We start from the raw sequence: 20,367 nt of genomic DNA on the forward strand, positions 1-20,367 counted from the left end.
CCCTGCACCCCCCTTGCGGGGCGCCCGGCGAGTGGGACCCATGCGCACGATCGGAGCCGCGAACGAGCGTTCGAGGTCCGGCTCCGATCGGCGCTACCCCACTCGCCGACCACCCCGTCGAGCCGCTTCGCGGACAAGATAGTCAGGTCACTTCCGCTCCGCGCGAAGTGACAAATTTAGATCAGGACTTGACCCCTCTCTCCCCAGCCCTCTCCTCCACTCTGAGTGGAAGAGAGGGAGAAGATGGATCGGCAATTCCAATCAACGATCCCCAATCTTTAATCTCCGAGCTTTAATCGCAGTCACTCAGATTCCCAATCTCCACCAAACCACCTTCCCTTGCCGCTGCTGAACGTTTGCATTAGCTTCCGGCCATTATGGACAGCAACGACGTTCCCCCGAATTCCGCGACGCCGCCTCCGCCTCCACCGCCCCCCTTGACTCCGCCACCCGTCATCGTTCCGGCGGCGGCCGCACGGCAACCGCGGCGCGGGCGCGGGTGGATGGTGCTCGCCCTCGTTTTGCTGGTGTTTCTTCTCTTCAGCATGCTCCTCAACTTCAGCCAGTTGACGGGCGGCGTCGGCGCAGGCACAGGCGGCTTGCGCACTGCAGGACCGCGGCTTGACGAAACGCTGCTTGAGGACAATGGCGCTTCCGCAAAGATTGCCGTCATTGACCTGGATGGAATCATCACGAGCCGCGCGCTCGATCAGAGTGGTTTCACCATGGTCGATCTCATCAAGGCGCAACTCGAACTCGCCAAGGAGGATGACAACGTCAAGGCCGTCGTCCTGCGCGTCGATTCACCCGGCGGCGAGGTGCTCGCGTCCGATGAGATTTATCGAATTATTGGTGATTTCCAGGACGAAACTGGCAAGGCGGTTGTCGCATCGATGGGGAATCTAGCTGCGTCGGGGGGCTATTATATTTCCGCGGCATGCCGCTGGATCGTTGCCAATGAGTTGACCATTACGGGCAGCATTGGCGTGATCATGAGCACGTGGAATTATCGCGGTTTGATGAACCGCGTCGGGCTGCAACCTCAGGTTTACAAAAGCGGGAAGTTCAAGGACATGTTGAGCGGCGATCGTGAACCCCATGAGATTCCAGCCGAAGAACGCGCAATGGTGCAGCAACTCATTGACGACACCTACGGACGCTTCAAGGAGGTCGTCGCAGAAGGACGGGAGCAGGCAAAGCAGGCGAATCGGGACGCAGGCAGAGAGCTGGCGGACAATTGGGCCGACTTTGCAGATGGCCGCGTGCTTTCCGGAACGCAAGCGTATGACCTTGGCCTGGTCGACCAGCTCGGCAACTTCCATGATGCCGTTGCCAAGGCGGCGAGCATTGGCGGCATTGATGACCCCAAGCGCGTGAACATTGTTCGATACCAGCAGCGGTACAGCCTTTCGGATCTGTTGAACATCTTCGGCCAAAGTGAAGCCCGCACGATCAAGGTGGATCTTGGAATTGAACCGCCCAAGCTGCAGGCGGGGCAATTGTATTTCATCGCCCCCACGATGATCCACTGACCCCCGCCGAGCGCATCCTCCCCACTGCTCGCATCACTCCGCGGTTGCGTTTGCAACTGCGGCTTTTCGTGCGCGTTGTGCCATCGTCGCAACCTGTGACGCGCAGCCCGCGTCTCATTGACACAGGCCGTGGCGACAAAACCCCATAAACAGCGAGGTTTTGCACTGATACGCCACTGGCACAACACCCGCTTTCGACATTGAACAGGCACACTCAAAGTTGTGTCACAGAATTAGAAAGCCGTTATGATTTTTGATCCGCTCTACATTGTGTTCATGCTGCCGGGATTGCTGCTGGGCCTATGGGCGCAGATGCGACTCTCAAGCGCTTACAACCGCTATATCCGCGTGGGGACAAGTTCAGGTCTCAGCGGCGCGCAGGCCGCGCGTGAAATTCTCGACAACGCCGGGCTCTACAACGTGCCCGTCGAACAGGTTCCTGGCCGCCTGACAGATCATTACGATCCGCAGCGGCGCGCGCTGTTTCTTTCATCGGAGAATTTCCAGGGACGCTCGCTGGCAGCGGTGGGGGTCGCGGCGCATGAAGCGGGACACGCGCTTCAACATCAGGCTGCGTATGGTCCCTTGAATTTTCGCATGGCCATGGTGCCGATCACGCAATTTGCCAGCAAAGCATGGATGGGCATCCTGCTGCTCGGATTTATTGTGGGAGGAGCCTACTTCTCAAAATTTGTGTGGGCCGCAATCGCCATTTTTTCTGTCATCGCATTGTTTCAGATCATCACTTTGCCAGTTGAATTTGATGCCAGCCGCCGCGCCAAGGAAAGGTTGCTGCAGCTTGGGATCGTTCATAGCGGGGAGAGTGACGGCGTCAGCAAAGTGCTCAGCGCAGCGGCGTTGACTTATGTCGCAGCAATGGTTTCAGCGGTGATGACACTGCTGCATTTGTTGCTGATCGCGCGCAATCGCAACTGATGGCGGGCAACAATCCCCATACCAGCCACATGTGCCATTTGTTAATTCCAAACCAGAATGTGGAGAAGGTGGCAAAACGAACCTTTCGGCCCAGCAGGCCGGGAATCCCAAGCTCTTATGGTCGCAAAAGCCAAACATCAAAAGCCAGTTGCCAAGCGCACTAGCCGAACGCACGGACGCGTGACGCGGGTCAAGCCGCCACGCCCCGCGCCAGCCCGGAACGGATCACGTCTGCATCCGCAGCATGCCGCCCCGAGCCCAAAAATAACCCCTGGTCCGCAGGAATCCGTGCCCGCCCCGATCGTTGTGACGGCCAGTGGAACGTCCGCGCCCGCCGACGAAAACGCGTTGGAACTGGACCAGGCCGCGATCATTGCAGCCGAGGAAGCAGAACGCAAAGCCGCGCGGCCGGTTGAGCGGGAACGCACCAGCTACGACGGCGACACTGCCATCAAGCTTTACCTCCGCGAGATCGGCCAGGTGAAATTGCTCACCCCTCAGGAGGAGATCGAACTCGCCGCGCGGATCAAGAAAGGTGACAAAAAAGCGCGCGAGCAAATGATCAAGGCGAACCTGCGCCTCGTCGTCAAAATCGCCCGCGACTACGAAGGCATCGGCCTGCCGCTCCTGGATCTCATCAGCGAAGGAAACATTGGGTTGATGAAAGCCGTTGAACGATTCGATCCTTCAAAAGGCGGCAAGCTTTCCACCTACGGTTCGTGGTGGATCAAGCAATCGATCAAGCGCGCGCTGGCGAATCAGTCCAAGACCATTCGCCTGCCCGTTCACCTCGTCGATAAGATTTCAAAAATGCGACGCACCGCCATGCGCTTGCAGGAGGAACTCGGGCGCGAGCCGACGGATGATGAGTTGGGCGGCGAGCTCGGCATCTCGGCCTCACGCGTTGCTCAAATGCGGCTCGCTGCGATCCGCCCGGCGTCGCTCGATGCTCCGATTGGCGATGAGGATTCGAACAATTTCGCCGAAGTGGTGCAGGATGAAGCTGCCGACACGCCGTACGAGCAGCTCGAGGAAAAAACTGTAACCCGCATGCTCCAGGAGATGATCAAGACCCTGGACCCGCGGGAGGCAACGATCCTTCGCGCCCGGTTCGGACTGGATGGCGGACCTGAAAAGACTCTTGAGGAAGTGGGCGAGAAGTTCGGGGTGACTCGCGAACGGGTTCGGCAAATCCAGAACATCGCGCTGAAGAAGCTTCGAAAGATGATCGAAAAACTCGAGGCCACGAAGGCCAAGTAGCGCATTTTTCACTGTGGTGGTGGTTCTGCGGCCATCGAGTCCCTGCTTAAACGAGTGCTTTGGAACGCCGGCGTAAAATCCGGGGTGATTAAAAGAGGGTGAAATCACTGCGATCTGTAAACCGCTTGACTCTCACCCCGTGAGGCGCCCGCAGGGCGAGAGGGGGAATGAAATCGTCTCTGAACCTGCACCTCTGCTTCCTCTGCGAGCTCCTGTTAAAAGATTCAGGTGCAGTTCGGCTCCGCAAAGGGTTTAACAGGAGGCGGCAGAGATCGCAAAGACGAAAAAAAGACCCCTGCTGTGTATGTGGCTGCATCCCGCCCCCGGCCCCCCTCCTCCGGCTTCGCTCGGCAGAGGGGGAGTTTAAATCCACCAGTTTTGCTCACCCACTTTTAGCCGGACCCGTAAAGTCATTCTGGCCGTCCACGAATTGCAATTTTCCGAACACCTGCAATGATACGGGCCAATGAAATTCGCTTCGCTCCGTATCAAGGGCGCAACGTTCCTGCTGACCCTGCTCGCCCTTGTCACTGCTAATGCCTCCTCCACTCTTCCGTTGACGCCGGCCGAACTGTTGCGCGATTGCGGCGGCGCGTTTCGGGGAACAATCCTTGGCTCCACCAGCTATCGCGGATCAAATGGCTTGATCTTCACACGAACCGATGTCCGTGTGGACGAAACTTTCAAAGGGACGCTGCCGCGAGTGGTGCGACTTGTCCACCGCGGAGGAGCGGTCGCCGGCGAGGATGAACTTTTCGGCCTTTCGCCGACGCTGATTCAAGGGCAGGAATATCTTCTCTTCGTGAACCGGAACGCATCAGGCGTCCTGCATTGTCCCGAAGGGCCCGCCTCTGCCGTCCTGTTAAATGGCACACCCGCAACCCATCGAATCCTCCAGGAAGTCCGCCAACAGGTTGGCGGCGAACCTTTGCCGGGCGACGACGGCACGGACCAGGAGGGCTCGATCCAACCCGTTCCACAGGCGATCACGGGCATGCTGCAGGGCGTCAACTCGCGGTTCGTTCAACCCGATCGCGGCGAGCCGATCCCTTACATAATTGATGCAAACGCTCTCCCGGCAGGAATCACGTTCGAGCAGGCGACCAACGCAGTGCGCGAGGCACTCGACGCATGGGCATCGGTAACCAGTTTGAAATTCGCCCTGGAAAGCATCGAAAGTTTTGGACAGGGAGCGGATGCAGTCGCCCTCAATGACGGAAAACTGCGGCTTCAACTCCATGACATCTACAGCCGAATTGAGGGTTCGAGCGTGCTCGGGATTGGAGGCCGTTCGGCTTCCACGAGCGCGTTGAGCAACGGATGGAACCTTGGAGGCCGGGTGAACGATACTGAATTTCGCCGCACTGGCCGCGGCTACGTTGTTTTGAAGCACGACCATTCCACGATGCAAAATCTTGCAACGTTCACCGAAGTGCTCTGCCACGAAATCGGCCATGCGCTGAACCTCGCCCATTCGAGTGAAGTCCCGACTGCCGATCCGCTCCTGCTTGAGGCGATGATGTATTACCTCGCGCATGCAGATGGGCGCGGCGCCACGCTAGGAGCCTATGATCCTCCAATCATCCAGCAGATCTATCCTGCGAACACGCCACCGTTCACGTTCCATCGAATGCTCGATGTCATCACGGCGCCGAGCACGCCTGAAGTTCCTGGGATCAATGAAGTGGAAGCGCGTGGTTACGATCTGCAACCCACCGATCTGACGATGGAAACTGCCGAAGCGAGCGCCGCGAACGGATCGTTCTCGATTGCAGACCGGCTCATTCGTTACACACCGAATGGTTATTACAATGACAGTGCGCGGCTGAATCCCGCCGGGGGTTCATCGTGGGATTCCATTTACGTCCGCTTTTCGGATGGCACGAATGCTTCGCCCTACGCGCGAATTCGAGTCATCTCGCTGCGCGGCGATGGCTACGAGCCCTCGGACGGTTTGCCCGATTACTGGATGCTGAACTTCTTCGGTCATGAGGATCCACGTTCCGACGACCTGTCGCGCGCAAACGATGACGCCGACGGGGATGGCATGACGAACCTGCAGGAGTATCTGGCGGCTACGCATCCAACATCCTCCGGCTCCGCACTGCGGATTGCGATGAACTCGGCGGGCGTCCTGGAAGTGCCAGTCAAACCTTTCGATCCCTACGACAGTCTGACCTCAACGAACCTCGTCGATTGGATCCGGGCAGCTTCACCGCTTGTGTCGACAAACGCTTCGGCGGAAGAACTCACTGCATTGCCGCAAACCGCCGTGACCGCAGTGATATCGAATTCACCCGCATCATCACCCCATCTATTTTTCCGCGTGGAGAAAATTCCGTAGACGGCTCGCGGGGTGCGGGGCGGAGTTCCGCGTCGCGGAGGCGTGGCGCTGCAATCAACCCTTCTTGGCAGGCGGCGGGTTGAATTTCTTGCGACGATATTCCGAGGGCCGCCAGCCTATCCACTTGGTGAACGCGTTCGAGAAGACAAACGGGTTTTGATACCCGATTTCGTGGGCGATCGAGTCGATGGTCTTCTCCGTCGTGGCAAGTAATTCGGCCGCGCGCCGCATTCGCAGATAGGTCACCTGGTGCATCGGGCTTCTTCCCAACTGCCGGCGGCAGAGACGTCGCAGGTGTTCGTTGCTGTAGCCGGCCTCCTTGGCAAGGCGGCCCAGGCTCCATTCATCCGAAAGATTGTGAGCCACACGTTCCCAGAGGAGCCGTAGTTGATCCGGCTGATCCGACGGCTGGGCAAACCGCAACACGTAAGCGTGAACAAGGTCGGTCCATTCCTGGATCAAAGTTGGCTGCGCCGGCCCGTTGCATTCATACATCAGGCCGAGAATAGCGGAGCGAAGCGGGAGCGGGTCGTACTTGGCCATGACCGGCGTTGTGACACCTGCGATCGGGCGCTGTTCTGTGGGACGTTGATAACAGACCCAGCAGAATTCCCACTTCCCGGTGGGCATGGTCTCGAAGGCATTCAGCGTGTGCGCCGGTAGAAGGCAGGCGAAACCCTCTTCACAAACGCGCCAGCGTCCGTCAATCAGCACCCTTCCCTTTCCACCGATGCACGCGAGGAAATAGGTGGTTGTCTGCTTGGTTCTGACGATCTTCGTCGGGGGAGCCGATTCCTGGATGCCAATATGAATCATTTGATACTGATTCAAGGTCTGGCAGACGGGGAAGTCATCGATCCACGGCCGGGATTCGACATTGGCGGCGCGAACGCCCCGCATGCGGGTGCGCGAGCTGTGAACGGTGATATCGGTCAACTCACCCGTTTGAATCATAAATCGCGCCGATCATACGGAGGGCTCTCTGGTTTGGCTATTGGAATGAGGATACGCAGCCAGACGTGACGAGGGTAAGGGTAACAGACGACATGTTTTGGTGGGGTGCATGTTCGGTTACTGAATCTGAGCAGGGCTGCAATCGGAGTGCTCGAATGCGTTTGATGTTAAAATAAAAAGGCCGCGCCTCTTCGGGCGCGGCCTGGATTTTATTGGAAACGGCTACCACCAGAAGGTTGGGCAACTTTGGTTGGCCGCCGGAAAAAGAACTCCACTGCCCCGGACAACCATCAATTCAAATTTCCGCCATTCGATGTGGCCATCCAGCATCGCTAAGTTTCCTCCCAAAGGAACTCTCCCCTTCATGTGCGGAGTCAAATGTCGCTTGGCAAAACTGCCTGTGTCGATGTCATCGTAGTGGTACCCCCCTGAATACTTCTTCGCCGTGTCATTTTCGGTGTTCCGGGAGATAGTTGCATCAGCGATAAATACCCTGTCGGTTGGCGGCTGCGGGGGGAGCGTGATCGGTCCGAACTTTATGGGTTCTGGTGTCACGCGCCGATTATGGTTGGTTGGGTTGAGTGCGGGCGTCCCAGGAAGGGTCAGCGCATAGCCCACGGCGCGGTAACCACCCGTTAGGTTCCAAAGGGCCAGGTTGTCCTGGTCATTGAAACGCGTGGCCGTACCGGGACAAAAAGCGACCTTCAGGAAGTTTTGGTTGGCAGCCAGCATCGCGTCGGCTGCAGATCTGGGCAGATCCCAGATCCAAAAACCACCGGCCCCTGACGGGAATTTATCATTGTTGTCGAACGCATATCCCAGCATGGCTATGCTCATCTGCCGCAGATTGTTCATGCACTGCGTTCGCTTCGCCTTGTCCTTCGCTTTTGAAAGCGCAGGCAGGAGCATGGCTGCGAGGATGGCGATAATTGCGATAACCACCAGCAATTCAATGAGCGTAAAGCCGCCCGCCCGCCGCCGATCAACCTGCCGGGCAGATCGGCTGGTTCCGTCGAATGCATTCTCTCGTTCGTTCAACATAGCTTTCGCTTTCTTTGTAAGGGGAGCCGGCCTGCACCGGCCCCCCGATTCTAAACCGGTTTCCGCTGAGCTAACGCCGCAGCCGGAAGAACCGCATGTCGCCGGAAATCGCGACCGTCAGGCTGTAACCGTCGAGACCCAACGTCGGCGTTCCCAAAACGGTCTGCCAGTTCGGCGACGTCAGGCTGTCGGTCGCCTCCAGCACAAGGTTCGGATCTGCACCCCAGCTCAACGTAACCATGCCGCCTGACACACTGACCCCAAGCGCAGCACCGCTCGAATAATCCAGCATAAAGCTGCCAAACTGAACCTGCCGTTGCACCCCACCAGTGCCTGTCCAAGGTCCGGCCATCACGCCGACCTGCATCGGCCGTCCGGCAAATTGCAGCAAGCTGTAGGCTGTGTTGTTTGGAACACGGCGCCAGGCATCCGTCTCGTTCAAGCGCTTGTAGAACGTGAAGTTAGTTCCCTGAGACCGGATAATCAGCATCCAGAAGTTGGTGTCGTTGGCGTCGGGCTGCGTGTTCTGGGACACTGCGTTGTCGATGTTTCGGCGGGCATAGGTGCCAATGCCAAACTCATCGAAACGCGTGAGCGATACCCAGTATTCTCCGGCAGTGTTCGTACCATCCGCGTTCGTCACTGCGTAACCCATCGGCAGTCCGAGGATTGAATTGCTGACAGCATATCCGCGGGCCAGCAAGCCTGGTTGATTGAAGGCAGTCGCGTCAAAGGTCTCGATCTTGACCGCCGCTTGGAAATCACCTGGCACGAACTTGTAGAGGAAGAATCCTCCGACATTTCCGTTTTCCCAGCCGTCGCCCGCCGAAGTAATCGTTAAGGCGCCGTTGGTTGTAATATTTGCGTCGGCCACTGTGGTTCCGGATCCTGCAAGCGGTTCGTAGAGCGAGCCCGGAATTGGATTGTTGCCTTCGGCAGGACTATACAATCCATCCCACCCGGAGCCAGCCACGCCTGCCACAAGGTAATCCCTCGAGGTTTCGAAGCTGTCCACGAACGCCGGTGCGCGAACCGTGATTTGCGTCACGTTGGTCATGCCGCTGAACACAGTTGTGATTGGCGCTGAGCCGAGAGCGACGCCTGTGAGAACTCCGTTGAGTACTTTGATGATGTTTGTGTCGCCAGAGCTGACTGCGGCAGTAGCACTGACATTGACAGGAACGCCGTTATAACTGGCAAGCACGCTCAACTGGCCGATGCCTCCCAGCGGAATGCCGCCGGCGAGCGTCGCCTGGATTTGCTGCAGGAAGCCCGCTGGCAGGCTGCTGGAAATGCCCGGCCCATAGGTCGCCGTGCTTCCCGAACCGGCAAATGTGTAAACTGCAGCGTAATAGGTCACGCCAGGCGTGAGCCCGGTGACGGTCACTGTATTGTTGGTCGACGCGGGCGAGCTAGAAGCAAACACCACGAAGTTGCCGCTGCCGAGGCCGGTCGCAGGAGTGCCGAATGAAGCGTTCGCTACGATCGGCTGCCCTAAGCTCGGCTGCACCGAGACCGGAGCGCTGGCGCGCATCACCACGATGCTTGGAACAGGGTTGCCGCTGCCATCAGCCGCCACCCAATCCAAAGTCATCGAGAGATTCTGGTTCAGCGTAATCTCCAGGTCGCTAGCCGCAGCAGGGGAAGGCGACCCGCTGACAACGTCGGCTGCATCGAGGGTGAAGGAGCGGACTACCGCTGTGCCCGTCACGCCTGACTGTGTTTGCTGCGCGATTCCAACCTGCATTGGAGCATCATTGGTCGCGGTGGCGAGGACGATGTTGGTCACATACGTCCATTGAGTCGCGGCCGCCGTCTTCTCGTAGAAATAGAAGTTTGTGGACTGGACGCGTTGAACAAGGAGCATCGTATTCGCCGCAGCAGGGCCGGCCGCCACGAAGGTCGTGTTGCCTCCGGTCTGCGTACGGCGGACGGAAGTGGTTCCGTTCTGAATCTTCCAATAATTCACATGATTCTCGCTGGTGCCTGGCGCCGGGCCACCCGTGGTCGGATTGTAGAGGCGGGCCATGATGCCAACGGCGCTCGTTGCGAGCGTGTTCATCGTGTTGATTTCAACGATCGCCTGGAAATCTCCGGACAATCCGTTGCGGGTCCCCGGAACGATCTTGAACAGGAAGGGACCATCATTGGCTGTGCCCTGCCATGTGGATTGGGCGGATGAAACAAACAGTCCGTTTGTGCTGGTGATCTGCGAATCCATTTGCAGGCCTGTGCCCGGGCCATCGCCGCCCGGAACCGCTCCAGGCACATCGCCGAAACTTAAGTATTGGCCATCCCAGATTGTCCCGACGGCGCCATTCAACTTGAAGTCGTTGGTGGACGAGAAGTTCTCTGTCAGGACAGGAGCGTGCACAAGGATGTTGGTGCTAAGGACGAAACTTCCAAAGGTGCCAGTGATGTTGGCATTGCCAACCGAAATGCCGCTAACGACCCCTCCAATGGCTTCAGCCACTGCCAAATCGTCGGATATCCAGGCGGTGTCGACAGTTTGATCACTGGTTTCTCCAGTGCTGAAGCTGGCGATCAAACGAACGGACGTTGCACCGCCGGCCGGGATATCGCGCTGCGCGACGCGGAGGGAAGCGCCTGTGATCACGCCGGGTCCGGCAAACACATTCGTTGCAGGACTGGTCGTGTTGTAAACCGTGGACGATCCCGTTCCGCTATACTCATATACAGCGACAGTGTAGTTGCGATTATTGGCGCCCAGGTTTGAAACCGTAACGCTCGATCCAGCGCCATTGTAAACTGCATAGGTTTGTGATCCGCCAACGAGGGTGCCCGCAGTGGCGAATGCTGAATTCGCCTCGTAGGTGCGGCCATTAATCGGATTGTGCTGTATCACGCCGCCCTGCCGAACCAGCACCAGGCTGTTGTTCGCCGGATTGCCCTTAGTCCATGAGAACGTGAGCGCTCCGTTCACGTTTGTTCCGGTCGTGGTGAGGTTTGAAGGCGCGGAAGGTTGTGTGGGAAAGCTGATGTTTGGACCGCTCAGTTCGAAGTTATCGAACATGGCGTCGCGCGCTGCCGCGTTGAACGATGCCGAGGCAATGCCCACCTGAAGCGGAAGGCCATTCCAATCACTGCGCGTGAGCGTTCCACCAATCAACCCATTCGTCACCTGACTCCACGCATCAACCGAGTTGGTCTTCACGTAGAAGGTAAATGTGTTTCCGACGCGGGTGATTCGGAAGAATCGGGAGCTTGTGATTTCGGTGTTGCTTCCTGGGACATTCAATTCCTGGTTTGCACCGTTTGTGGAGATGCGGATTTGGGAATCGATATTGAACTCGTTAAAGCGCCAGAGCCGCACGGAGTTTTCCACGGCGTTAGTCGAAGTGGTGCTGAAGGGGGCGCCCGAGTTGTTTGTATGATAAGCGCGAACCATCAGTCCGGCGAAGTGAAACGCCTGGTTGTCGTAGCTCGTCCCGCCAGAAATCGTAAAGGGAACGTTTTCCACGGACATGTCAAAATCGCCATCAACCAGCTTGTAGGCGAAGAATCCGTCATTGTCGCCGCCGGACCATGAAGTACCTGACGAGCGAACGGAAAAGAAACCGCCGCCGAACTCAGTCGTGTTCGCGATCAGCGTGTTTCCAGACCCGTCGCCCGCCGCAACTGCTCCCGGAATGTCGCCGAGGCGCATATATAATCCATCCCAATTGGATTCGCCGATGATTCCGTTCCCAACATAATCGAACGGAACATCAAAAGTGTTGTTCAGCGTCGCCGCGTGAGCCGTAAGGCCTACAGCAGATGCAGCCAGCAATGACGCTGTGATTTTTCCAACGAGGTTTATCATAGAACGGTTTGGGGTTTGGGGGTTTTCCGATCCGAACAGGAAATGAGCCGATGCGCAGGACGCAGACAGCCGTGCAAAGTCGAATTCCCTTCTTTCCCGTAAAGGGCAACAGACGTCGTCAGTCTGCTTTTCGTTTTGGGCACGTTGTGACGCTAATCAAGAAGTTCAACAGAGCACATAACCCAAATCCACAGCCCCATATTGCAAATCCACGCTGGAAACTGATTCGTTGCATCCAGCGCCGTTCGAAACCCGCGCAACCAAACTGGCCGCATCACCCAACGCTGAACAAGCGATTCGAAGCGAGGGCGCTGCAGCTTCCGATACGCTTCAACTGGATCTCTGCAATCGACTGCGAACGATATCCAAGGCAGTCAGTGAGAAGCATCGGGCCTTTCTTTCAATCGCCGCGAAGCCAGCGCCATCGAGGCGGCATATCCCAAATGCACCGCCACCTATCGCAATTCATCCTGCGTACGGAAATGCATTGAATGCAGCCGCCTTCCCGGCTTATTAACGATCTGGATCCCTCGCCGGCACTTCAACGCTGCTGTGCAATCGATCCTCATTTCGCCAGCGCACAGCAACATCGCGACCCATGAAAAAAATCCTCCTCGTCGTCAGTTCGCTCGTTCTCATCCACGCGCACCGCCCGCCCGCCCACGCACAGGGCGATGGTGATCAGTTCCTCGACGGAATTGGCGAAACTGCTCTCGTCGCACGCTATTTGTTCAACGGAAGCCCCCAGGACCTTTCCCGCAACAGCCACCATGCAACGCTGAATGGTGCAACGAACGCATTCACCGATGATCCCCGGTTTGGCAGGGTCTTGTCACTAAATGGAACGAGCCATGTGAATTTGCCGGGCGATCTTCTTGATGATCACGAGAGCCTGAGCGTCACGGGCTGGCTGTTCTTGCGTTCTGCCGACCCGTGGCAACGCTTCTTCGATTTCGGACAGGACACCACACACTATTTCTTTTGCACGCCCGTTGGAGCCGGACCCGACGACGGATTTCGAGCGCGCATTACCTCGGAAGGCTGGGAATCGGAACAAGGGCCGGCCGCACCGCGCCTTTCGACAAATCAATGGATTCACATCGCCGTAACGCTCGATGCTGCACAGAAGAGGCTGAACACCTATGTCAATGGCAGGCGCGTTGCGCAATCGAGCAACGTCAATTTGAACATGGCGCAGGTGTTGAGCGAAACAGGTTCGGAAAATCATTTGTATATTGGCAGGTCGCAGTTCGACAGCGATCCCCACCTCGATGCGCGTTTGCACGATGTGCGCATCTACAGCATCGCGCTCACTGATCAGCAGGTCGCCACGATCTATTCCAACAAACTGTCAGGAGCGAGCGGCAGCACGAGCGCGTCCATCTCAGGATCTTCAACGAGCGGAGCAAAAGCGTTCATGGCCGGCATCACGAGCGTGTCGGATGTGACTGCCGAAACGACTGTCGGGCACCTGCCAAAGCTTCCCTTCACTGTTCCAGCGGCTGATGCGAATCAAACAACAGGTCTCATGGTGCGCGTCATCTGGCCATCGCCCTCGAACAACGTGCAGGTGCTTCAGCCTGGCAGCTACTCCATCACTGGCATCGTGGCGGGCACCGCATTCAAGCCTGTGGCGAAAGTGACCGTCAAACGCGGGTCCGCCGCCCCGGCACCGGCGCGAGTGCTTGAGACGTTTCCGTTGAACCGCGTCACGCTTGAACGCGACGAGCAACAACGTGAAACGCAGTTCATGAAGAATCGGAACAAGTTCATGCAGGGCCTGGCGGAATCGAATCCCGACCGTTATCTCTACATGTTCCGCGACGCATTCGGCCAGCCGCAGCCGGACGGCGCACAGGCCTTGCGCGGGTGGGACAGCCAGACGACCCGTTTGCGCGGTCATGCCACGGGCCATTACCTGACCGCCATTGCGCAGGCCTGCGCGAGCTCAGGCTACGACCCCGCGCTGCAGTCGAACTTCGTTCGCAAGATGAATTACCTGATCGATACCCTCCATGATCTTTCGAGCCGTTCCGGAATGCCGACAAACGCAGGTGCGGCTGCCGTCGCCGATCCCACGGCAGTTCCGTTCGGGCCCGGAAACACGAATTACAATTCCGACCTGAGCACCAACGGCATTCGCACTGATTACTGGAATTGGGGCAAGGGGTTCATCAGCGCGTATCCGCCGGACCAATTCATCATGCTGGAACAAGGCGCAACCTACGGAACGCGCAACACGCAAATCTGGGCGCCCTATTACACACTGCATAAAATCCTGGCGGGGCTGCTCGACTGCTATGAAGTCGGCGGCAATGAGAAGGCATTGCAGATCGCAAGGAACATGGGGCTGTGGGTTCATGCGCGCCTGAGCCAGCTGCCGGCCGCGACACGGATCAGCATGTGGAACCGCTACATCGCGGGTGAGTACGGCGGCATGAACGAAGTCATGGCGCGGCTGAATCGGCTCACGAACGATGCCCGATTCCTGGAAGGCGCGCGTCTGTTTGATAACATCAATTTCTTCTTCGGAGATTCAAACTTCACCCACGGCCTCGCGTTCAATGTCGACACGATTCGCGGCAAGCACGCCAACCAGCACATTCCGCAGATCACCGGCGCGCTTGAGACGTATCGCGGCTCAAATGATCCAAAGTATTATCGAGTTGCAGAGAACTTCTGGGACATCACGCGGCACAGTTATATGTACAGCATCGGCGGAGTCGCTGGCGCAAAGAATCCGAACAACGCGGAATGCTTCACCGCCCATCCTGACACATTGTTCGCGAACGGGTTCGCAAACGGCGGGCAGAACGAGACCTGCGCAACGTACAACCTGCTGAAGCTGAGTCGCTACCTTTTCCAGTTCGATCCAGAGGCGCGGTACATGGATTATTACGAGCAGGCCCTCTACAACCATATTCTGGCATCCGTCGCCGAGAACAATTCCGGCAACACCTATCACGTGCCGTTGAACCCGGGCGCCCGCAAACAATTCGGGAATGGAAACATGAGCGGCTACACGTGCTGCAACGGCACGGCGATCGAAAGCAGCACGAAGCTGCAGGATTCCATCTACTTCCGCAGCGCGAACAATGACGCCCTCTATGTGAACCTCTACGTGCCTTCGACACTCACGTGGTCCGAGCGCAGCGTCACGGTTCGGCAACGGACGGATTTTCCTTACGAAGATTCGGTTCGGATCGTGGTGAATGGGGAAGGCGCTTTTGACCTGCGCCTGCGAGTTCCGATGTGGGCGGCAAAAGGTTTCCACGTGAAAATCAATGGTGAGCAGCAATCCATTTCCGGGACACCCGGCACCTATCTTTCGCTGCAACGCACCTGGAAGAGCAACGACACTGTGGAAATCAGGATGCCGTTTGGGTTCCGGCTTGAGCGGCTCATGGATCAGCCAAACATCGCGAGCGTCTTTTTCGGCCCTGTTCTGCTGGCGGCTGAGGAGCCGGACGCGCGCACAACGTGGCAGCCTGTGACATTGAACGGCAGTGATCTTTCTGAATCGATCAAGGGTGATCCCGCCTCACTTCGTTTTACGATCGGTGATGCGAAGTTGAAACCGTTCTTTGAAACCTACGATCGGCATTCCGTTTACTTCGACGTGACGCTCCAGTAGGCAGCCGGCAAACCGCAGGCTTCAGCCTGCTTCACCATTAAATCGGCGCGGCGTGTGGAACTTGCACCCGCGTCCTGATGCAGCAACACCGTAAGCCGCGTGCAACGCGGCGCTCCAGGCGCGCAGACAAAAAAAGGCCGCTGTCGTCAAACAGCGGCCATCGTTTAAAAAGCAGCATCAGCGAGTCGCGTAACCGGCGATGCTCAGCGTGAGTTCGATTTCGTCCGAGACCTTGTCTTCGTTCTTTCCAGGCTGGATGTTAAAATCACTCCGCTTGATGCTGAAGCTCGATCGGATGACAAGCAGGTCGCCTTTCATGTTTGGCATGCGCGCGGCGAGTTTGTCCTTCAGGTAAGTGAGCTTTACGGGGACCGTGATTTCCTTGGTAATTCCCTTCAGCGTAAAGGTTCCCACGGCATCAGCAGTCGTGCTATCACCCTCGGTTTTCACGTTCTTCAGCGACTTGGCTTCGAACGTGATCTCCGGGTGTTTCTTCGCATCCATCCAGCCTTCACTCAGCATGTGATCACGCATCATGGCGTTTCCGACGGTCAGCGTTTCCGTCGCAACCACGATCTTCCCGGTCGTGGCAGATGGCTTGGCGGGGTCAAACGTCACTTTGCCGGAGATTCCACTGGCGCTGCCGCTGATGGTTTCCAGTGGAGCGTCCATTTTGAACGCGGCGTGATTTACGCCCTTGGGATCCTTGAAGTCGAAGGTGAGCGGCTCGGCCGACGCGGATGCGGCGGCGAGAACAAGTGAGAGAATGGTCAGGGATGTTTTCATGGATTAATCGGATTGTTATTGTGCGTTGCGTTTTTTTCGAAACAGAAATGAGACGCCGCCCAGCAGCGCCGCCGACCCCAGTGTGATCGATAGAAAATCAAGGCCGGGCACCCACTTTTTCTGCCATTGGATGTGATCGAGCCCGGTGACTTCATCAACTGTTCGGACCTGAACCTGGTTCTTGGTCCAGCCCGTGTTCGCGCCGGCAGCGGCCCACCAGGAGACCCCCGCCAGCGCGACGAGAACAGCAAGTATCCGCAAAGCGTTTTTCATGGTTCGCGCGCAGGATAGCTCAGTTAAGGTCGAAGACAAGCGCCTGCGCCGTTTGCCCGGCTGCCAACTGCAACTCGGCTTCGTCGCTTACCGCAGCACCGTCGCCTGTAACGAGACGCTTTCCGTTGAGCGCCAGTTCACCTTGTGCGACCTGCAGCCAGACATGACGCCCCGGCTTGATCAGATGTTTCACAGTATCACCCCCGCCGAGCTTGGCGACGTAGACATCGGCATCCTGATTGATCCGGATTGAACCCTCGCGTCCATCGCCTGAGGCAATCAGGTGCATGCGCCCGCTTCCGGCCGAAGCAAAGGATTGCTCAGCGTAATCCGGCTTTGCGCCCTTGCGATCCGGCCGGATCCATATCTGCAGCAGGTGCACGGGCTCGATCGGTGAATAATTTGTCTCGCTGTGCAGAATCCCGGTCCCCGCGCTGATGCGCTGCACATCGCCGGACTTCATCACCGCAGTGTTGCCCATGCTGTCGCGATGCTGCAGTGCGCCGGACAGCACGTATGTGATGATTTCCATGTCGCGATGCGGGTGCATGTCAAAGCCGCCGCCGCCAGCAACCACGTCGTCGTTGATGACTCGCAGGGTGCGAAATCCCATCCACTTGGGGTCATGGTAATCGGCAAACGAAAACGAGTAGTGCGTGTTCAACCAGCCATGATCAGCATGGCCGCGTTCTTTGCTCTTCCGGATCGTCATCATAGTATTTCCTTTTCAGTCTTCGAGTTATGTCCGTTCACAATCTGCAATGCGAGGATCGTGCCAACCTCCCATTCGAGCGTTATTCATTTGTTTCCGTCCATTTCGCGCTAAAAAGGGCGCCAGTCAGCAACGCGTTTGCGTTTTTCAACGCGCTCGCGTTGTTGTTAACGCACAAATGCGTTGCAGTTTCACTGGCCGGCTGCATGTTGTGCGCGTGCCCGCAAAACCGGCAACAACGGATGGCGACACCACGCTCCTGACGCGCGGCGAAGTTGAGAACCTTCGCCGCGGCAACGCCTTGTGGGCGGGCAATCGCGGGGAACGCGAGGAGTTCTTTCGCACGATCCTGGAAAGCCTCGCCGAAGGCTTGCTGATTACCGACGACAGAAGCCGGATTCTTTACGTCAACCGCCAACTCGCTGAAATAACGGGTTATACGAAGGACGAGTTGATCGGGCGCACGAGCTTTGAACTGCTGCTCGATCCGCAAGACTGGCCAGCGCAGAAGCGGCGGCTCAGCGAGCGCCTTTCGGGCAAGAGCGAGGTCTACGAACACCAGTTAATTCGCAAGGATGGCGAACGCCATTGGGTCAGGGTCTGTGCCACGCCGTATTTCGACAGCCGCTGCAAAATCATCGGCACCATCGGATCTGTCACGTGCATCGAGCGGACCAAGTCGCTCGAGCGGGACAATGAAGTCCTGCTCGACGAATTGCGGGCCACTTCGAATTTCGGAAGCATCATTGGCCGCAGCCCGTCGCTTGCGAAGGTCCTTGAGCAGATCAAAGTGGTTGCTCCGACCCAGGCGAACGTGCTGATTCTCGGCGAGTCTGGAACAGGCAAGGAACTTGTCGCGCGCGCGATTCACGAGAACAGCGATCGCCGCGCCCGTCCACTCGTCCGTGTGAATTGCGCGAGCATTCCGAAGGAACTTTTTGAGAGCGAGTTCTTCGGGCATGTCCGCGGCGCGTTCACAGGCGCGATCAAGGACCGCGTCGGACGATTTGAACTCGCGGATGGCGGCACCCTGTTTCTGGATGAAGTCGGCGAGATTCCGCTGGATCTGCAGGCGAAGCTGCTGCGTGTGCTTCAGGAGGGACAGTTTGAAAAGCTTGGCGAGGACAGGACGCGATCGGTGAACGTGCGTGTCATTGCGGCGACCAACCGCGATCTCCTGGCCGAGGCGCGAGCGGGACGTTTTCGCCAGGACCTTTATTTCCGCCTCAGCGTGTTCCCCGTCGAGGTCCCTCCCTTGCGCGAGCGGGTAGAAGACATTGCGCCGCTCGCCGAATTCTTTGTTCAACAATCGTCGGAGCGCCTTCGCACGGATGCTCCGCGGCTCACACGCGAGCAGGTTCGGCAGTTGGAGGATTACGATTGGCCCGGCAATGTGCGCGAACTGCAAAACGTCATCGAGCGCGCCACGATCCTGTTTGCAAGCCGCGGTCGGATGGAATTCGGGCTTCAGCAGAATTCCGGGCCGGCGTCGCGGACTCGGGGTCGTGGTCGCGAAGGCATTCATCAGGAGGCGCTGCCCGCGCTCAAGGACCAGGAGGAACAACTCATTCTGCAGGCGCTGGAGAAAACGAACTGGAAAATTTATGGCAATGATGGCGCGGCTGCGCTGCTGGGAATGAAGCCGACGACATTGTCGTCGCGCGTGCAACGGCACGGGTTGAAACGGGATCCGCGGAAAGGCCGGCCCTAGAAGCACAATGGCGGGCCACCTGAAGAACCTGGATTACCGCATAGTGCAACAATGCATGCACTGCGGGCTCTGCCTTCCCACCTGCCCCACCTACGACGCCACCCATGTTGAGCGGAACAGCCCGCGCGGGCGGATCGCCCTGATGCGCGCGATTGCAGACGGGCAACTGGAGGCGACGCGCACTTTCTGCGAAGAAATGTATTTTTGCCTGGGATGCCTCGCCTGTCAGACGGCGTGTCCCGCTGGCGTGAACTACGCCGAACTCTTTGAACGCGCCCGGGCGGACGTGGAACAAAGTGGCGCCCTGGATTCGGCGAAGCGGAGCGCGATCCGGCGCGTCGCCCTCGATTGGTTGTTCTCCGATCTGCGCCGACTCCGAATGTTAGGGCGCGGATTGCGGCTGTATCAACGCTCAGGCATGCAGCGGCTGGTTCGACGGAGCGGGGCATTGAAGCTTTTGCCAAAACGATTGCAGGCGCTGGAATCGCAAACACCCGCGATCCAGCCTGAATTTTCCGCTGAACGAATTCGAGAAGTGACTCCCGCTGCGGGCACGCGGCGGTTCCGCGTCGCGATGCTCACGGGGTGCGCGCAGGATTTGATCTACAGCGATGTGAACCGGGACACCGTGGAAGTGCTGGCGCGCAACGGTTGCGAAGTCATTTCGCACGCGCAACAGCATTGCTGCGGTTCGATCTTCGCGCATAACGGAGAACTGGAAGCCGCGCAGCGCTTGGCGCGCCGCAACCTGGATCAGTTTCCGCCGGCCGATTTCGACGCCATCATCAGCAACGCGGGTGGATGCGGTTCACACCTGAAACACTTCAGCCGATTGCTCGCCGGCGATCCGCATTATCTCGCGCGGGCGGAAGCTTGGGATCGCAAGGTGCGGGACGTCCACGAATGGCTCGTCGAGATCGGGTTCGAGCCGGTTCGCCCCGCAATGCGCGATGAACCCGTGACGGTGACCTATCACGAGTCCTGCCATCTTTGTCACGGCCAGAAAATCACGATGCAGCCGCGCCAGATTCTTTCAAGTCTCCCGGGCGTTCGACTCATTGAATTGACTGAGAGCTCCTGGTGTTGCGGCAGCGCGGGTATCTATAATTTGATCCAGCCCGAAATGGCTGGGCAGCTGCTCCAGCGCAAGCTCGACCACATTGTTTCAACGGGCGCCCATACTGTCGCCACAGCCAATCCGGGCTGCCTTCTCCAGTTGGAGAACGGCGCCAGGGAGCGCGGCATTCGCTTGCGCATCGTTCACCCCATCACCCTGCTCGCCGAGGCATATCGAAACAGCTCCCGAACCTAGGGCCGTGCGAGGTTTTTCAAGCGGCTTAAAAAGGCCCTCCGTTTTTCCC

The 20,367-nt window shown here is 58.0% G+C and carries 13 protein-coding genes; 7 read left to right on the forward strand and 6 right to left on the reverse strand.

The features are described from left to right. The first annotated feature begins 377 nt into the window (after window positions 1-377). The 4 genes from sppA (at window position 378) to VEH04_09895 (ending at window position 6,072) form a co-directional block, all read left to right on the forward strand. Window positions 378-1,532 carry a signal peptide peptidase SppA gene (sppA, locus tag VEH04_09880; GenBank protein HYG23080.1) on the forward strand — a complete coding sequence of 385 codons (1,155 nt, stop codon included), beginning with the start codon at window positions 378-380 and terminating at the stop codon, window positions 1,530-1,532. 246 nt (window positions 1,533-1,778) lie between these two features. Next, a complete protein-coding gene (locus VEH04_09885) occupies window positions 1,779-2,468 on the forward strand; it encodes a zinc metallopeptidase (protein ID HYG23081.1) in 690 nt (229 codons plus the stop codon). Between the two features lie 450 nt (window positions 2,469-2,918). After that, window positions 2,919-3,728 carry a sigma-70 family RNA polymerase sigma factor gene (locus VEH04_09890; protein HYG23082.1) on the forward strand — a complete coding sequence of 270 codons (810 nt, stop codon included), beginning with the start codon at window positions 2,919-2,921 and terminating at the stop codon, window positions 3,726-3,728. Between the two features lie 466 nt (window positions 3,729-4,194). Beyond that, entirely contained in the window at window positions 4,195-6,072 is a 1,878-nt protein-coding gene (locus tag VEH04_09895) for a matrixin family metalloprotease (protein ID HYG23083.1), read from the forward strand. Window positions 6,073-6,126: 54 nt separating this feature from the next. Here VEH04_09895 and VEH04_09900 read toward each other — a convergent pair whose 3' ends face one another. The 3 genes from VEH04_09900 to VEH04_09910 form a co-directional block, all read right to left on the reverse strand. Beyond that, the gene (locus tag VEH04_09900; GenBank protein HYG23084.1) at window positions 6,127-7,026 is read right to left on the reverse strand and encodes an AraC family transcriptional regulator; all 900 of its coding nucleotides are present in this window, start codon (window positions 7,024-7,026) and stop codon (window positions 6,127-6,129) included. Window positions 7,027-7,248: 222 nt separating this feature from the next. Then, the gene (locus tag VEH04_09905) at window positions 7,249-8,067 is read right to left on the reverse strand and encodes a prepilin-type N-terminal cleavage/methylation domain-containing protein (GenBank protein ID HYG23085.1); all 819 of its coding nucleotides are present in this window, start codon (window positions 8,065-8,067) and stop codon (window positions 7,249-7,251) included. 70 nt (window positions 8,068-8,137) lie between these two features. Further along, the gene (locus VEH04_09910) at window positions 8,138-11,890 is read right to left on the reverse strand and encodes a hypothetical protein (protein ID HYG23086.1); all 3,753 of its coding nucleotides are present in this window, start codon (window positions 11,888-11,890) and stop codon (window positions 8,138-8,140) included. Window positions 11,891-12,488: 598 nt separating this feature from the next. Here VEH04_09910 and VEH04_09915 point away from each other — a divergent pair. Continuing rightward, window positions 12,489-15,524, forward strand: a complete 3,036-nt coding sequence (locus tag VEH04_09915) for a beta-L-arabinofuranosidase domain-containing protein (GenBank protein ID HYG23087.1) — start codon at window positions 12,489-12,491, stop codon at window positions 15,522-15,524. A 177-nt stretch (window positions 15,525-15,701) separates the two neighbouring features. Here VEH04_09915 and VEH04_09920 read toward each other — a convergent pair whose 3' ends face one another. Genes VEH04_09920 through VEH04_09930 form a run of 3 tightly spaced genes read right to left on the reverse strand, consistent with a single transcriptional unit; the run spans window position 15,702 to window position 17,298 of the window. Next, window positions 15,702-16,310, reverse strand: coding sequence for a YceI family protein (locus VEH04_09920; GenBank protein HYG23088.1), 609 nt, complete (start codon window positions 16,308-16,310; stop codon window positions 15,702-15,704). Between the two features lie 15 nt (window positions 16,311-16,325). Next, the gene (locus VEH04_09925; protein ID HYG23089.1) at window positions 16,326-16,583 is read right to left on the reverse strand and encodes a hypothetical protein; all 258 of its coding nucleotides are present in this window, start codon (window positions 16,581-16,583) and stop codon (window positions 16,326-16,328) included. A 19-nt stretch (window positions 16,584-16,602) separates the two neighbouring features. Continuing rightward, window positions 16,603-17,298 (reverse strand): pirin family protein, encoded by a 696-nt coding sequence (locus tag VEH04_09930; GenBank protein HYG23090.1) that lies wholly within the window; start codon window positions 17,296-17,298, stop codon window positions 16,603-16,605. Window positions 17,299-17,473: 175 nt separating this feature from the next. On the opposite strand from VEH04_09930, the gene VEH04_09935 reads away from it, so the two are divergent. Together VEH04_09935 and VEH04_09940 are read left to right on the forward strand one after the other, a co-directional pair. Beyond that, window positions 17,474-19,006: a sigma 54-interacting transcriptional regulator gene (locus VEH04_09935; GenBank protein HYG23091.1), complete on the forward strand. Its 1,533-nt coding sequence runs from the start codon at window positions 17,474-17,476 to the stop codon at window positions 19,004-19,006. A 7-nt stretch (window positions 19,007-19,013) separates the two neighbouring features. Next, window positions 19,014-20,318, forward strand: coding sequence for a (Fe-S)-binding protein (locus VEH04_09940; protein HYG23092.1), 1,305 nt, complete (start codon window positions 19,014-19,016; stop codon window positions 20,316-20,318). The last annotated feature ends 49 nt before the right edge of the window (window positions 20,319-20,367 follow it).

The organism is Verrucomicrobiia bacterium, from assembly GCA_035629175.1.
Taxonomy (GTDB): Bacteria; Verrucomicrobiota; Verrucomicrobiia; order Limisphaerales; family DASXHY01; genus DASXHY01.

Bases quoted from the DNA above. Each gene is read 5' to 3' on its own strand.
- sppA (HYG23080.1), top strand. From the start codon at position 378: ATGGACAGCAACGACGTTCCCCCGAATTCCGCGACGCCGCCTCCGCCT.
- VEH04_09895 (HYG23083.1), top strand. From the start codon at position 4,195: ATGAAATTCGCTTCGCTCCGTATCAAGGGCGCAACGTTCCTGCTGACC.
- VEH04_09920 (HYG23088.1), bottom strand. From the start codon at position 16,310: ATGAAAACATCCCTGACCATTCTCTCACTTGTTCTCGCCGCCGCATCC.
- VEH04_09910 (HYG23086.1), bottom strand. From the start codon at position 11,890: ATGATAAACCTCGTTGGAAAAATCACAGCGTCATTGCTGGCTGCATCT.
- VEH04_09900 (HYG23084.1), bottom strand. From the start codon at position 7,026: ATGATTCAAACGGGTGAGTTGACCGATATCACCGTTCACAGCTCGCGC.
- VEH04_09885 (HYG23081.1), top strand. From the start codon at position 1,779: ATGATTTTTGATCCGCTCTACATTGTGTTCATGCTGCCGGGATTGCTG.
- VEH04_09940 (HYG23092.1), top strand. From the start codon at position 19,014: ATGGCGGGCCACCTGAAGAACCTGGATTACCGCATAGTGCAACAATGC.
- VEH04_09930 (HYG23090.1), bottom strand. From the start codon at position 17,298: ATGATGACGATCCGGAAGAGCAAAGAACGCGGCCATGCTGATCATGGC.
- VEH04_09915 (HYG23087.1), top strand. From the start codon at position 12,489: ATGAAAAAAATCCTCCTCGTCGTCAGTTCGCTCGTTCTCATCCACGCG.
- VEH04_09925 (HYG23089.1), bottom strand. From the start codon at position 16,583: ATGAAAAACGCTTTGCGGATACTTGCTGTTCTCGTCGCGCTGGCGGGG.
- VEH04_09935 (HYG23091.1), top strand. From the start codon at position 17,474: ATGCGTTGCAGTTTCACTGGCCGGCTGCATGTTGTGCGCGTGCCCGCA.
- VEH04_09905 (HYG23085.1), bottom strand. From the start codon at position 8,067: ATGTTGAACGAACGAGAGAATGCATTCGACGGAACCAGCCGATCTGCC.